The following is a 397-nucleotide window of genomic DNA, read 5'->3' as shown; positions in this document are numbered from 1 at the left end:
GCGATTATCTATGTCCTAAAAACAGGTTGTCAATGGCGACAAGTTCCAAGTGATTTTCCTGAATGGCATTCCGTCTATAATTACTACAAGCTTTGGTCTGCATCGCCTTTTGTCACAGAGGCATCGCTACTTGATAACTGTTTAAAAAAATTATCGCTCAACAGCGTAATTTACAATCACGCTCAGCCAAAACGACATTTATTATAATCGATGCCCAAAGCGTAAAAAATGCAGATACTGCTGAGCATAAAGGTTATGATGCAGGTAAAAAAGTTTCCGGTATTAAGCGCCATTTAGCAGTTGATATCAATGGTTTACCACAAGCTATTCACATTACTACGGCTAATGTGTCTGATCGTCAAGGAGCCATTGCTATGTTGACGTTATATCGTGAACA

Annotated in this window: 1 pseudogene; it reads left to right on the top strand. The window is 39.0% G+C overall.

Annotated elements, in window-relative coordinates:
• Positions 1-397, top strand: a pseudogene (locus MZO40_RS17070) (IS5 family transposase); the annotation flags it as partial.

The sequence above is a fragment of the Lactiplantibacillus sp. B652 genome (assembly GCF_023806745.1).
In the GTDB taxonomy this organism is placed as follows: Bacteria; Bacillota; Bacilli; order Lactobacillales; family Lactobacillaceae; genus Lactiplantibacillus; species Lactiplantibacillus pentosus.
The sequence above is the reverse complement of the archived record's forward strand: the minus strand, read 5'-3'. Positions and strand labels throughout refer to the sequence as shown.